Raw genomic sequence first — 12,928 nt, forward strand, 5'->3', positions numbered from 1 at the left:
CCGATCCGAACGCGGACCCCGGATCCTCTTTCGACGCCGCTTCGAGCACGTAACGTGGCCGTATGACGAGCGGCAACGGTGCGGACATGATCGATTGGGACCTGGCCGTGGCGACGGCGAACCGGCTCGTGCGGCCGGGACCCGACGTCGGGCGGGACGAGGCACGGGCCGTGGTCGCGGAATTGCGCGCACACGCCAAGACGTCCGAGGAGCACGTACGGGCCTTCACCGGACTCGACGCCGGCGACAACGACACCCCGGTCCTGGTGGTGGACCGACCCGGCTGGGCCCGCGCCAACGTGCAGGGCTTCCGGCACGTATTGCGCCCGCTCCTGGACAAGGTGGAGGAGCGCCGCGAGACGCTGCCGGGCGGCGCGGCCCTGGGCGCGGTGGGCGGCAAGGTGACCGGCCTGGAACTGGGCACCCTGCTGGCGTTCCTGTCCTCGCGCGTGCTCGGCCAGTACGAGACCTTCGCCCCGCAGACCCCGGGCGCGAGCGGACGCGGCCCCGGCCGACTGCTCCTGGTCGCCCCGAACATCGTCCAGGTCGAGCGCGAACTGGGCGTGGATCCACACGACTTCCGGCTGTGGGTGTGCCTGCACGAGGAGACCCACCGCACGCAGTTCACCGCCGTACCGTGGCTGCGCGACCACCTGGAACAGGAGATCCACGGGTTCCTCGGGCAGACCGAGGTGGATCCGTCCGCCGTGCTCGGCCGGTTGCGCGAGGCGGTCTCCGCGTTCGCCGGCGCGCGCCGCGGCGAGGGCGACGGTGACGGCGCCTCGCTGGTCGAACTGGTCCAAACACCCGAGCAGCGCGAGATCCTGGGCCGGATCACCGCGGTGATGTCGCTCCTGGAGGGGCACGCCGACTTCGTGATGGACGGGGTCGGACCGCAGGTCATCCCCACCGTCACCGAGATCCGGGAGAAGTTCGCCGAGCGCCGCGCGCAGGGCACCGGGCGGCTGGACCAGGCACTGCGCAAGCTGCTCGGGATGGACGCGAAGCTGCGCCAGTACCGCGACGGCGAGCGGTTCGTGCGCGAGGTCGTCGGGCGGGTCGGCATGGAGGGCTTCAACCGGGTGTGGACGTCGCCGAACACCCTGCCCACCAAGGCCGAGGTGGCCGACCCGGGCTCCTGGGTGGACCGGGTGCACGGCAGGGCGGGCACGACCGGCGAGGCCGAAGCCGAGGGACCGACCGACGCGGAGTGATCCGGGCGCGGCGATCCGGGCCCGGTGCCGAGAGCCGGCCGATCGGGCCGGGGAACGTGGCCGCCCGACCGTCCGGTCCCGGCGGCCGGAAGCGGCCGGCCGGAACCGGGCCCGGGCGGGGCGCCGGGTGCCGCGCGGCCGATCGCCGGCCCGCCCGCGTCCTCATCCGGGCGACATCCGGCGGTGTCTGCGGTCCGAGCCGCTTCGGGTGACGTAGCGTGGGCAAACCAATTCTCTTCGGCACATCTCGCGGAGGCCGCGACCTCCGCTGACCGGCCGAACCGGACGTGCAAGGAGGTGTCGTCGAGCCGTGGGACCCCATCCCGCCGTGGCCGCCACCAGGGTGGCCGTCCGCAATACCCTGCGCGACCTGCAACCGGGGAGTCTCGTCCTGGTCGCGTGCAGTGGTGGCGCGGACTCGTTGGCGCTCGCAGCGGCCACCGCGTTCGAGGCCCCGCGCGCGGGGCTGCGGGCCGGCGCCATCACCGTCGACCACGGCCTGCAGGCGGGCTCGACCCGTCGCGCCGTGGACCTGGTCGCCCGGCTGCGCGAGCTGGGCCTGACGCCCGTCGAGGCGCTCGGCGTCACGGTCGGCACCCGGGGCGGCCCCGAGGGCGCCGCGCGCCTGGCCCGATACACCGCCCTGGACACCGCCGCCCGCACCCACGGCGCCGCGCTCGTGCTGCTCGGACACACCCTGGAGGACCAGGCCGAGACCGTCCTGCTCGGGCTGGCCCGGGGCTCCGGCGCCCGGTCCCTCGCGGGCATGCCGCCGCTGACCGGCCACTACCAGCGCCCGTTCCTGGACCTGGGCCGCGACATCACCCGGCAGGCCTGCGTCGCGCAGGACCTGCTGCCCTGGGAGGACCCGCACAACGCCGACCCCGCCTACACCAGGGCGCGGGTGCGGCACGAGGTGCTGCCGGTCCTGGAGAAGGCGCTCGGCCCCGGCGTGTCCGAGGCGCTGGCCCGCACCGCGCGGCTGTTCCGCGACGACGCGGAGGCGCTGGACCAGTGGGCGGACCGGGCCCAGGCCGACGTCACCTCCGACGACGGCGAGCTCGAGGTCGCCGGGTTGGCCGAACTGCCCGCCGCGGTGCGCCGCCGGGTGCTGCGCCGCACCGCGGTCGTCGCGGGCAGCCCGTCCGGCGCGTTGTTCGCGCGCCACGTGGAGGCGGTGGAGAAGCTGGTCATCTCGTGGCACGGCCAGGGCCCCATCCACCTGCCCGGGGGCGTCGAGATACGCAGGCGGTGTGGCAGGCTTCTCTTTCACCGGCCGGCTCAATCCTGACCGGTGCTCGCGGGGCTCTGTCGACAACTTCGTAGTAAGGCATGTGGTGGACGAGAAGGACATGGGCGCCGACCTCGAAAGGGTCCTCGTCACGCAGGAGGAGATCGAGGCGAAGCTCGTCGAGCTCGCCGAGCGGATCGACGAGGACTACCGGGGCCAGGACCTGCTCCTCGTGGGCGTGCTCAAGGGCGCCGTCATGGTGATGGCCGACCTCGCCCGGGCGGTGCACTCGCCGGTCAAGATGGACTGGATGGCGGTGTCCTCCTACGGCTCCGGCACCAAGTCCTCGGGCGTCGTGCGCATCCTCAAGGACCTCGACGCGGACATCGCCGGTCGGCACGTCCTGGTCGTCGAGGACATCATCGACTCGGGCCTGACCCTGTCGTGGATGCTCGCCAACCTCACCTCGCGCGGCCCCGCCTCGCTGGAGGTGTGCGCGTTCTTCCGCAAGCCCGAGGCGGCCAAGGTCGACATCCCGGTCAAGTACGTGGGCTTCGACATCCCCAACGAGTTCGTGGTCGGCTACGGCCTCGACTACGCCGAGCGCTACCGCAATCTGCCGTTCGTGGGCACACTGGCCGAGCACGTATACGGCGGTTCGAAGCCGACCTGACCCGCTCGGGCACTCGGATCGCGACTTCGGGTTTGCGCGATCGACATCCGGTTGCAGCATCCGGGAACAAGGGGAACGTTTCCCCTCGTTGGAGGGTGCGTCGGGGGTCGATCCACGAAGGCGCGCATCGCGAGTGAACGCGCGGCGCGTTGGCGTGCGGACGCCCGGTGTACCGTCTAACGCAACGACATCCGATCAGCACGGGCGACCGTGCCGGGCGATACCGGACAGGCAACGTACCCGGGGCCATGAGGCGCCCGGGTCAAAAGTCGGCAGGAGGGACGGGGCGTCTGCTGCCCCGCATCGATGGACGTCAAGCGCTATTTCCGCGGGCCGGTCATGTGGATCGCGCTGGCCGTCATTGCTGTGATCCTCCTGATGCAGCTCGTCTCCTCTTCGAGCGGCTTCAAGGGTGTCGACACCGGCAAGGCGATCCAGGCGATCCAGAACGACCAGGTCAAGTCAGCCAAGCTCATCGGCGGCAACGATCAGTCACTCGAGCTCACCCTGATCCCCGGGGTGAAGGTCGACAAGCACAACAAGATCAAGACCTCCTACATCGACGAGCAGGGCGTGGAGATCCAGCGCCTGCTCCAGTCGAAGTACGAGCAGGGCAAGATCCAGGACTCGTACACGGTCAAGCTCAGCAAGCAGAGCACGATCGTCAGCATCCTGTTCTCCCTGCTGCCGTTCGTGCTCATCGTCGTGGTCTTCCTGTTCCTGATGAATCAGATGCAGGGCGGCGGCTCCCGAGTGATGAACTTCGGGAAGTCCAAGGCCAAGCTGATCTCCAAGGACACGCCGAAGACGACCTTCGCCGACGTGGCGGGTGCCGACGAGGCGGTCGAGGAACTGCACGAGATCAAGGAGTTCCTCCAGGAGCCCGCCAAGTTCCAGGCGGTCGGCGCGAAGATCCCCAAGGGTGTGCTGCTCTACGGCCCGCCCGGAACCGGCAAGACCCTGCTCGCCCGCGCGGTCGCGGGTGAGGCGGGCGTGCCGTTCTACTCGATCTCCGGTTCCGACTTCGTCGAGATGTTCGTCGGTGTCGGTGCCTCCCGGGTGCGCGACCTCTTCGAACAGGCCAAGGCCAACGCGCCGGCGATCGTCTTCGTCGACGAGATCGACGCGGTCGGTCGACACCGCGGCGCGGGCATGGGCGGCGGCCACGACGAACGCGAGCAGACGCTCAACCAGCTGCTGGTCGAGATGGACGGCTTCGACGTCAAGGGCGGCGTGATCCTGATCGCCGCGACCAACCGGCCCGACATCCTGGACCCCGCGCTGCTGCGCCCGGGCCGCTTCGACCGGCAGATCGCGGTCGACCGCCCCGACATGCAGGGCCGCTGGGACATCCTCAAGGTGCACGCCAAGGGCAAGCCGGTCACCGAGGACATCGACCTCAAGGCCGTCGCCCGGCGCACCCCCGGCTTCACGGGTGCCGACCTGGCCAACGTGCTGAACGAGGCGGCGCTGCTCACCGCCCGCTCCGACGCCAAGCTGATCGACGCGTTGGCGATGGACGAGGCGATCGACCGGGTCGTGGCCGGGCCGCAAAAGCGCACCCGGATCATGAGCGACAAGGAAAAGAAGATCACCGCGTACCACGAGGGCGGCCACGCCCTGGTGGCCCACGCGCTGCCGAACACCGACCCCGTGCACAAGATCACCATCCTGTCCCGGGGCCGGGCGCTCGGCTACACCATGGTCCTGCCGGAAGAGGACAAGTACTCCACCACCCGCAACGAGATGCTCGACCAGCTCGCCTACATGCTGGGCGGGCGCGCGGCGGAGGAACTGGTCTTCCACGACCCGACCACCGGCGCCTCGGACGACATCGAGAAGGCCACCGGCCTGGCCCGCTCGATGGTGACCCAGTACGGCATGACCGAGCGGCTGGGCGCGATCAAGTTCGGCAACGACGGTGCCGAGCCCTTCCTGGGTCGTGAAATGGGTCACCAGCGCGACTACTCCGAAGAGGTCGCGGCTATCGTCGACGAAGAGGTCAAGCGGTTCATCGAGACCGCCCACAACGAAGCGTGGGAGATCCTCGTCGAGAACCGCGACGTGCTGGACAACCTGGTGCTGGAGCTGTTGGAGAAGGAGACCCTGGACAAGGCCCAGGTCGCCGAGATCTTCGCACCGGTCACCAAGCGTCCGGCCCGCCCGGCGTGGACCGGCTCCAGTCGGCGTCAGCCGTCCAGCCGGCCCCCCGTGATGACGCCCCGCGAGCTCACGCTCTCCGGCGGCGGCAGCGACAATGGGATTCTCAACGGCGGCGCGACCTCCGCGACGGGCACCACGACGGCGTCCGGTGGGGCGGTAACGCACCCCGAACCGCCGTCCGATTCTCCGGAGAACTGAACGTGACGATCGACCCGGTCACCTTCGACGGCCGTCCCGCCGTGGGTGAATTCGACCAGGATCGCGCCGAGCGCGCGGTTCGGGAGCTGCTGCTCGCGGTCGGGGAGAACCCCGACCGCGAGGGCCTCAAGGACACCCCGGCGCGGGTGGCCAGGTCGTACCGGGAGATCTTCGCGGGACTCCGGCAGGAGCCGGAGGACGTGCTGACCACGACCTTCGACCTCGGCCACGACGAACTGGTCCTGGTCAAGGACATCGAGGTCTACAGCACCTGCGAGCACCACCTGGTCACCTTCCACGGCGTCGCCCACGTGGGCTACATCCCGTCGGAGGACGGCCAGATCACCGGCCTGTCCAAGCTGGCCCGCCTGGTCGACGTCTACGCCAAGCGGCCGCAGGTGCAGGAGCGGCTGACCACGCAGATCGCCGACGCGCTGGTGAACATCCTGCGCCCGCGCGGGGTGATCGTGGTGGTCGAGTGCGAGCACCTGTGCATGACCATGCGCGGCATACGCAAGCCGGGTGCGCGCACGCTCACCTCGGCCGTACGCGGCCAGTTGTTGAACGCTGCCACCCGGGCCGAGGCGATGAGCCTGATCCTGAGCCGGTAGCGACCCGAGGGCACCCGGTCGCGAGCCGACGAGGTGCCGATAACAAGTCGCGACGCAGTAGTCGGGGGTTGACCGGGCAGTGCCCGGTCAACCCCTACTCTGTTCCCCATGACAGCGACGACCGGCCCGCGCCACCGGGCTCCCGACCGCCCGCCGAGGGTGCGCGGCCTGCCCGAGTTCGGCCGGTGCGCGGTCATGGGTGTGGTCAATGTGACCCCCGATTCGTTCTCCGACGGCGGCCTCTGGTTCGACGCGAAGGCCGCGATCACGCGCGGGCTCACGCTGATCGAACAGGGGGCCGACCTGATCGACGTGGGCGGCGAGTCCACCCGCCCGGGGGCCGGTCGGGTGGACGCCGACGAGGAACTGCGTCGGGTCGTGCCGGTGGTGCGCGAGCTGGCCGCGGCCGGCGCGGTGGTCAGCGTGGACACCACCCGGGTCGAGGTGGCGAGCGCGGCGGTGGCGGCCGGTGCCCGGCTGGTCAACGACGTCAGCGGCGGGCTCGCGGACCCGGCGATGGCCGCCTACGTGGCCGAGAGCGAAGTGCCCGTCGTGGTCATGCATTGGCGCGGACACTCGCGGGGGATGCAGGAGCAGGCGGTCTACTCCGACGTGGTCGCCGAGGTGCGCGCCGAACTCGCCGAGCGGATGGACAAGGTGGTCTCGGCCGGGGTACACCCCGACGCGATCGTGCTCGACCCCGGCCTGGGCTTCGCCAAGACGGCCGAACACAACTGGCCACTGCTCGCCCACCTGGACGCGCTGCACGACCTGGGCCGTCCGCTGCTGGTGGCCGCGTCCCGCAAGACCTTCCTGGGCCGGCTGCTCGCCGCCGAGGACGGCACACTGCGCCCGCCCCGCGGGCGCGACGACGCGACGGCCGCGGTCTCCGCGCTGGCCGCCGCCGCGGGCGCGTGGGCCGTCCGTGTGCACGAGGTGCCCGCTTCGCTCGACGCGGTCAAGGTGGCGGCTGCCTGGCAGGAGGCCCGATGAACCCGATCGACGACCAGACGTCGCCCGAGGCGGACGCGGTACGTGAGGTCAACCTCGCGCTGTGGACGGCCGTCGAGGAGGGCGACATCGACGCCCTCGGCGCGATCTGGGCCGACGGCGCCGACGCGCCGAGCGTGACCTGTGTGCATCCGGGCTGGCCCGCGCTGCACGGACGCGCGGAGATTCTGCGCTCCTACGCGCTGATCATGGCCAATACCGCGTACGTGCAGTTCTTCCTGACCGACGTCGAGGTCAAGCTGGCCGGTGAGGTCGCGGTGTTGTCCTGCACGGCCAACATGCTGACCGGGATGGCCGAGGAGGACGGCGGCGACGAGACGGGCTTCGCCGGGGGCCGCGCGGTGGTCACCAACGTCTTCCGGCGCACCCCCGCGGGTTGGCGCCTGTGGCTGCACCACGCGTCCCCGGTGATGGCGGAGGTCGACGCCGAAGAGGAGATCTGACCGATCCCGACCGCTTCGAGGTGTCGTTCGGGTGCGTTCGAGGCACCCGGACGACGGAACCTGTCGGGACCGCTGGGTACATTCGTACCGCACAGAGGTGGTCCGGCCGTCGGCGCGACCGCCCCTCGACCGGAAGGGCGACCGACCGTTCGGGGTGCGCAGTGATGGGATACGCGCCGAGGAGGCGACTGATGCTGGACCGCGTCTCGCTGCGGGGGCTGAAGGCCCGCGGCAACCATGGAGTGTTCGCGAAGGAACGCGAAGAGGGCCAGACGTTCGTGGTCGACGTCGTGCTCGGAGTGGACACCCGGCCGGCCGCGCAGGCCGACGACCTCACGCTCACGGTCCACTACGGCGAGGTCGCCGAGGACGTGGTCGGCGTGGTCCAGGGCGACGCGGTGGACCTGATCGAGACACTGGCCCAGCGGATCGCCGACGTGTGCCTGGCCCGGCCGCTGGTGCAGGAGGTGGAAGTGATCGTGCACAAGCCCGACGCCCCGATCACCGTCCCGTTCGACGACGTCACGGTGACCATCGTGCGGGGACGCGACCGATGACCGACACCTCCGCCGCCCGGACCCCGCGCGAGCCGGCCCCGGAGCGTCCCGCCGAAACCACCGCGCAGCGCGCGCAGCTGTCCTGGAGCCGGGTCGTGCTCGCGCTGGGCAGCAACCTGGGCAACCGGCTCGAGACCCTGCAGGGCGCGATCGACGAGATCGCCGACACCCCGGGGGTGACCCTGCTGCGGGTGTCCCCGGTCTACGAGACCGACCCGGTGGGCGGTCCCGAGCAGGGCACCTACTTCAACGCGGTGGTCGAAGTGCGCACGCTGCTCACCCCGGATCTGATCCTGGAGCGCGCCAACTCGATCGAGGAGGCGTTCCAACGGGTCCGGGTCGAGCGCTGGGGACCGCGCACGCTCGACGTGGACGTGATCTGGTTCGAGCACGTGACGCAGGACGACCCGCGGCTGACCCTGCCGCATCCGCGCGCGCACGAGCGTTCGTTCGTGCTCGCGCCCTGGCACGACATCGACCCCGAGGCGGAACTGCCCGGCCACGGCCCGATCGCCGACCTGCTCGCGCGGGTGGGCCCGGCCGGTGTGCACCGTCGTGACGATCTGGAGCTGACCGCAGACCGATGAAGCCCACGCGCCCGCTCGTCCTGCTCGCCCTCGCGCTGGGGGCGGGCGGCATCGCGTATGCCGGAATCGACCTGTGGGACTCGCGCGGGACACCGCCCGTGGTCCCGATCCTGGCGCCCATCGTGCTGTTGTGCCTGGCCGCGGTCGCGCTGGCCACCGCGTTGTCCCTGCGCTCGCGGCTGAAGGCGCAGCGCGAGCGGCGCCCGAACGCGCGCGCGGTGGACCCGCTGGTCGCCGCGCGAGCGGTGGTCTTCGCCAAGGCGGGCTCGCTGGTCGGCGCCCTCGTGGTGGGTCTGTACGGCGGCTACGCGCTCTACCTCTCGCACTTCCTGGAGGTCACCGAGCGCTCCGCACAGGCCCAGCGGTGCGCCTTCGCGGTGGGTGCGGGCGTGCTCCTGGTCGGCGGGTGCCTGTTCCTGGAGCGCATACTGCGCGTGCCCGAGGACCCCGAGGACAAGTGAATCCCGGGCCGGTACCCACCATCCGGTAGGCGGTGCGGGCCGCTCACCCCTCGATGGTGTCCAGGACGACCTCGGCCGGCGGGATGTCCCGCTCCTCGGCGCCGATCGACCGCCGCAGCGCCTCGTGCAGCCGCGCCGGGGTCAGCACACCCACGAACCGGTCGCCGTCCACCACCGCGATCCAGCCGGCGTCGTGCTGCAACATCTCGCCGAACGCCTGCTTGAGCGAGGCGTGCACGGGCACCCACGCCTCCATCCGCCGGGCCCGGTCGCGCACCGTGCCGGTGCCCACCCGGTCGTCCACCCAGCCGTGCAGGTCGCCCGCGTCGTCGAGCACCACGGCCCAGCGCGAGCCGGCCGCGCGCAACTTCGCCAGCGCCTCCGGCATCGGGTCGTCCAGGTGCACGATCGGCGGCAGTTCGAGGTCGTCGGGGGTGATCTCGGTCACCGACAGCCGCTTGAGCCCGCGGTCGGCGCCGACGAAATCGGCGACGTAGTCGTTGGCGGGCGCGCCGAGCACGCTGGAGGGCGTGTCGAACTGCTCGATGCGACCGCCCATCGAGAACACCGCCATGCGGTCGCCGAGCCGCACCGCCTCCTCGATGTCGTGGGTGACGAACAGGATCGTCTTGCGCAGCTCCTGCTGGAGGCGCAGGAACTCGGTCTGCAGGTGCTCGCGCACCACCGGGTCCACCGCGCCGAACGGCTCGTCCATCAGCAGCACCGGCGGGTCGGCCGCGAGCGCGCGGGCCACGCCGACCCGCTGGCGCTGACCGCCGGAGAGCTGGTGGGGGTAGCGGTCGCCGAGTTTCGCCGGGTCCAGGCCGACCAGCTCCAGGAGTTCGACGCCGCGCGACCTGGCCTTCTTGCGGTCCCAGCCCAGCAGGCTCGGCACGGTGACGGTGTTCTCCAGCACGGTGCGGTGCGGGAACAGACCGCCGGACTGGATCACGTAGCCCATCCGCCGGCGCAGCTTGACCGGGTCGGCCCGGGTGATGTCCTCGTCGTCCAGGAAGATCCGCCCGGACGTGGGCTCGATCAGCCGGTTGACCATCTTCATCGTGGTGGTCTTGCCGCAGCCGGACGGGCCGACCAGGGTGACCAGCTCGCCCGTGGCGACGTCCAGGGACAGGTCCGCCACCGCGTCGGTGCCGTCGGGGTACCGCTTGGTGACGCGGTCCAGCCGGATCATGGGGGCCCTCCGGGGCATGGCAGGCGGTCGTGGCAGGTGTCCGGAGACCCGAGTGTTTCCCGGCCCCCAGGGGAGGCAACGTACCCGGGTGCCCTCCCTCGCACACCGGGTGTGTCCGCCGTCACGGGCATGTGTGTCCGACCGCCGGGGTACTGTCCGCGAGTGATTGTGGCCTCCGGTGACTGCCTGAAGCGCAACTCGTGGATCTGCGGGAAGTACTTCGACGAGTACTCCGGGGAGATCACCGACGCGTTGCGCGAACACGTCTATCTGACCGTCGTCTCGGTGGCGATCGGCGTACTCGTCGCGTTCCCGATGGCCCTCGCGGCCCGGCGGTGGCGCCCGGCGGGCAGCGTGCTGCTCGGCTCCACCACGATCCTGTACACGATTCCCTCGCTGGCGATGTTCGCGATTTTGCAGCCGTTCACCGGGCTGACCGAGACCACCGTGATCATCGGTCTGGTGCTGTATTCGCTGACCATCCTGGTCCGGAACATGCTGGCCGGTCTGCGGGCGGTGCCGCCCGATGTGGTCGAGGCGGCGAAGGGGATGGGCTACGGGCCGGGACGACTGCTCTTCCAGGTCGAACTGCCGCTCGCGCTGCCCGCGATCATGGCGGGCGTGCGGGTCGCCACGGTGTCCACGGTCGCGCTCACCACGGTCGGCGCGATCGTCGGCTCCGGCGGCCTCGGCAACCTCATCTACTCGGGCATCGACACGCTGTTCAAGGCGCAGGTGCTCACCGCGTCGGTGCTGTGCGTCGCGCTGGCGATCGTGGCGGACCTGCTGTTGCTGGGCGTACAGCGGTTGTTGACGCCGTGGGAGCGGGCAGGCGGCCGCAAGCGGCGGTTGCCGTACGTGTCCGCGCCGACCGCCGAGGTCGACACACGAGCGGGGGCCGCGGCGTGAACGTACTGGGAGACGCCTGGGACTGGTTGGCCGACGGCGCGAACTGGAGCGGCGAGAGCGGGGTGTGGAACCGGCTCACCGAACACGTCCTGCTGACCGTGGTGTGCGTGCTGATCTCGGTCGCCATCGCCTTGCCGATCGCGCTGTGGCTGGGCCATCTGGGCCGGGGCGGCGCGCTCGCGATCAACATCTCCAACATCGGCCGGGCCATCCCCACGTTCGCGGTGCTCGTACTGCTCGGGCTCAGTCCGATCGGCATGGGCGACACCGCGACGATCATCGCGCTGGTGCTGTTCGCGATCCCGCCGGTGCTCACCAACGCCTACGTCGGCATGCGCGGCGTGGACCGGGACGTGGTCGAGGCCTCGCGCGGCATGGGCATGACCGGCGGCCAGATGTTGTTGCGCGTCGAGCTCCCGCTCGCGCTTCCGTTGATCATGACGGGAATTCGAACGTGTGCCGTTCAGGTTGTTGCCACGGCAACACTCGCGGCACTGGTCGCGGGGGGCGGTCTCGGGCGCATCGTCACGGCCGGTTTCGACCTGCAGGACAACGGTCAAGTAGTCGCGGGGGCCATCCTCGTGGCCGCGTTGGCTCTGGTGGTGGAGGGCCTGTTCGCGCTCGTGCAGCGGTTCACGGCCCGGACACCGCGTGGCGGTGTGACCTCGTGAGAACGGAAAGGGCGGTGCATCGCATGCCGAAGCGGCGCGGTGGAACGGGTATGACGGTCGGTGTGGCGGCGGGACTCTCGCTGGTCTTCCTGGTGGGCGCGACGGGGTGTTCGTCCTCGGACGACGACAAGACGACGGTCGGGTCGGCCGGCTTCACCGAGTCCGAGATCCTGGCGCAGATGTACAAACAGCTGCTCGACAAGGGCGGGGTGAAAGCGAGCATCAAGACGGTGAAGAACCGTGAGCTCTACGAACCCGAGCTGGAGAAGGGCAAGATCGCGGTGGTGCCGGAATACGCGGCGACCATGGCGGAATTCCTGAACCGCAAGAAGAACGGTCCCGACGCGGCCCCGGTCGCCTCGCCCGATGTGACGGCCACCGTCGCCGCGTTGAACACGCTCGCGGGTCCGGCCGGGCTCAAGAGCGGCGAACCTTCACAGGCGGTGGACCAGAACGCGTTCGCGGTGACCAAGGACTTCGCCGCGAAGTACAACCTCAAGACCCTGTCGGACCTCGGCAAGGCCGGCGTCGACGTGAAGATCGCGGCGGGCGAGGAGTGCAAGACGCGGCCGTTTTGCGCGCCGGGCCTGGAGAAGACGTACGGCATCAAGGTCTCCGGCGTGGATCCGCTCGGCGTCGGTACCACCGCCGCCAAGCAGGCGGTCAAGAACGGCAGCGACCAACTGGTCCTGACCACCTCCACCGACGCCACCCTGGATCAGTTCGGCCTCGTCGTGCTCGCCGACGACAAGAAGCTGCAGAACGCCGACAACGTGCTTCCGGTGGTCAACTCGGGCAAGGCGGACAAGATCCTGCCGCTGGTGAACAAGCTCGCCCCGGTGCTCACCACCGAGGACCTCACCGCGCTGAACAAGCAGGTCGACGAGGACCGCAAGAAGCCGGCCGATGTGGCGAAGGCCTACCTGAAGTCGAAGAACCTGATCTGATTTTTCGGCAAAACCTCTGCACCGGCAAATCCCCCGACGCCGGCCGGACTTGCATATGGC

The 12,928-nt window shown here is 70.5% G+C and carries 14 protein-coding genes; 13 read left to right on the top strand and 1 reads right to left on the bottom strand.

Annotated elements, in window-relative coordinates; all coding sequences use genetic code 11:
* Positions 1 to 62 precede the first annotated feature (62 nt).
* The 10 genes from B4N89_RS16310 (at position 63) to B4N89_RS16355 (ending at position 9,149) form a co-directional block, all read left to right on the top strand.
* Positions 63 to 1,214: a zinc-dependent metalloprotease gene (locus B4N89_RS16310; RefSeq protein WP_078976556.1), complete on the top strand. Its 1,152-nt coding sequence runs from the start codon at positions 63 to 65 to the stop codon at positions 1,212 to 1,214.
* A gap of 310 nt (positions 1,215 to 1,524) precedes the next feature.
* The gene (tilS, locus tag B4N89_RS16315) at positions 1,525 to 2,505 is read left to right on the top strand and encodes a tRNA lysidine(34) synthetase TilS (protein ID WP_078976557.1); all 981 of its coding nucleotides are present in this window, start codon (positions 1,525 to 1,527) and stop codon (positions 2,503 to 2,505) included.
* A 46-nt stretch (positions 2,506 to 2,551) separates the two neighbouring features.
* Positions 2,552 to 3,118 carry a hypoxanthine phosphoribosyltransferase gene (hpt, locus tag B4N89_RS16320; protein WP_078979398.1) on the top strand — a complete coding sequence of 189 codons (567 nt, stop codon included), beginning with the start codon at positions 2,552 to 2,554 and terminating at the stop codon, positions 3,116 to 3,118.
* A 306-nt stretch (positions 3,119 to 3,424) separates the two neighbouring features.
* Entirely contained in the window at positions 3,425 to 5,479 is a 2,055-nt protein-coding gene (gene ftsH / locus B4N89_RS16325; RefSeq protein ID WP_078976558.1) for an ATP-dependent zinc metalloprotease FtsH, read from the top strand.
* Between the two features lie 2 nt (positions 5,480 to 5,481).
* Positions 5,482 to 6,090 carry a GTP cyclohydrolase I FolE gene (folE, locus tag B4N89_RS16330; RefSeq protein WP_078976559.1) on the top strand — a complete coding sequence of 203 codons (609 nt, stop codon included), beginning with the start codon at positions 5,482 to 5,484 and terminating at the stop codon, positions 6,088 to 6,090.
* 108 nt (positions 6,091 to 6,198) lie between these two features.
* Positions 6,199 to 7,083 (top strand): dihydropteroate synthase, encoded by an 885-nt coding sequence (gene folP / locus B4N89_RS16335; protein ID WP_078976560.1) that lies wholly within the window; start codon positions 6,199 to 6,201, stop codon positions 7,081 to 7,083.
* Entirely contained in the window at positions 7,080 to 7,544 is a 465-nt protein-coding gene (locus B4N89_RS16340) for a nuclear transport factor 2 family protein (RefSeq protein ID WP_078976561.1), read from the top strand. Before folP ends, B4N89_RS16340 begins: the two co-directional genes overlap by 4 nt.
* A gap of 194 nt (positions 7,545 to 7,738) precedes the next feature.
* Entirely contained in the window at positions 7,739 to 8,101 is a 363-nt protein-coding gene (gene folB / locus B4N89_RS16345; RefSeq protein WP_078979399.1) for a dihydroneopterin aldolase, read from the top strand.
* Positions 8,098 to 8,688, top strand: a complete 591-nt coding sequence (gene folK / locus B4N89_RS16350) for a 2-amino-4-hydroxy-6-hydroxymethyldihydropteridine diphosphokinase (protein ID WP_078976562.1) — start codon at positions 8,098 to 8,100, stop codon at positions 8,686 to 8,688. Before folB ends, folK begins: the two co-directional genes overlap by 4 nt.
* Positions 8,685 to 9,149, top strand: a complete 465-nt coding sequence (locus B4N89_RS16355; RefSeq protein ID WP_078976563.1) for a DUF3180 domain-containing protein — start codon at positions 8,685 to 8,687, stop codon at positions 9,147 to 9,149. The genes folK and B4N89_RS16355 overlap by 4 nt, the downstream gene beginning before the upstream one ends.
* Positions 9,150 to 9,192: 43 nt before the next feature.
* Here the strand turns inward: B4N89_RS16355 and B4N89_RS16360 are convergent, their stop codons facing one another.
* Complete coding sequence (locus B4N89_RS16360) at positions 9,193 to 10,341, bottom strand: ABC transporter ATP-binding protein (RefSeq protein WP_078976564.1); 1,149 nt, start codon at positions 10,339 to 10,341, stop codon at positions 9,193 to 9,195.
* Between the two features lie 168 nt (positions 10,342 to 10,509).
* Between B4N89_RS16360 and B4N89_RS16365 the strand changes: the two genes are divergently transcribed.
* The 3 genes from B4N89_RS16365 to B4N89_RS16375 are packed head-to-tail and all read left to right on the top strand — an operon-like array spanning position 10,510 to position 12,868.
* Entirely contained in the window at positions 10,510 to 11,250 is a 741-nt protein-coding gene (locus B4N89_RS16365; RefSeq protein WP_078976565.1) for an ABC transporter permease, read from the top strand.
* Positions 11,247 to 11,921: an ABC transporter permease gene (locus B4N89_RS16370; protein ID WP_078976566.1), complete on the top strand. Its 675-nt coding sequence runs from the start codon at positions 11,247 to 11,249 to the stop codon at positions 11,919 to 11,921. Before B4N89_RS16365 ends, B4N89_RS16370 begins: the two co-directional genes overlap by 4 nt.
* Before the next feature lie 50 nt (positions 11,922 to 11,971).
* Positions 11,972 to 12,868, top strand: a complete 897-nt coding sequence (locus tag B4N89_RS16375; protein ID WP_078976567.1) for an ABC transporter substrate-binding protein — start codon at positions 11,972 to 11,974, stop codon at positions 12,866 to 12,868.
* The last annotated feature ends 60 nt before the right edge of the window (positions 12,869 to 12,928 follow it).

It is taken from the genome of Embleya scabrispora (assembly GCF_002024165.1).
Lineage (GTDB): Bacteria > Actinomycetota > Actinomycetes > Streptomycetales > Streptomycetaceae > Embleya > Embleya scabrispora_A.